Raw genomic sequence first — 634 nt, forward strand, 5'->3', positions numbered from 1 at the left:
GTGGTCAGGGCAGCAACGTCGTCTGTAGAAAGAGCTGCGATCTGGGTCGATGTCAGAGCGGCCACTTGATCGGTGGTCAGAACCTTGGCCTGATCGGTCGAGAGTGCGCCGATCTGGGCAGTGCTCAACTTAGCGATCTGGCTGGTCTTCAGAGCCGCAACCTGATCAGTAGAGAGCGCTGCGACCTTATCAGAGGTCAGGCCGGACAAAGCCGCGGTGCTGATCGCTGCGATTTCGTCGGTCGAGAAGGTTGCGATGTCGGCCGTGGAGAGAGCGCCAACTTCTGTTGCCGTCAGGGCGCCAATCTGCGTCGAGGACAGTGCAGCAGCCTGGTCGGTGGAGAGAGCTGCGATCTGGGCCGACTTCATGGCTGCGACCTGCGCGGTCTTCAGAACACCGATCTGAGCGGTGGTCAGAGCGGCAACGTCGTCTGTAGAAAGAGCTGCGATCTGGGTCGATGTCAGAGCGGCCACTTGATCGGTGGTCAGAACCTTGGCCTGATCGGTCGAGAGTGCGCCGATCTGGGCAGTGCTCAACTTAGCGATCTGGCTGGTCTTCAGAGCCGCAACCTGATCAGTAGAGAGCGCTGCGACCTTATCAGAGGTCAGGCCGGACAAAGCCGCGGTGCTGATCG

General features: G+C 60.3%; 1 pseudogene. It reads right to left on the reverse strand.

The features are described 5' to 3' along the window. Positions 1 to 634: pseudogene (locus QD357_RS32780) on the reverse strand (hypothetical protein); the annotation flags it as partial.

This window comes from Rhizobium sp. BR 317, assembly GCF_047445835.1.
GTDB classification, from domain to species: domain Bacteria; phylum Pseudomonadota; class Alphaproteobacteria; order Rhizobiales; family Rhizobiaceae; genus Rhizobium; species Rhizobium paranaense.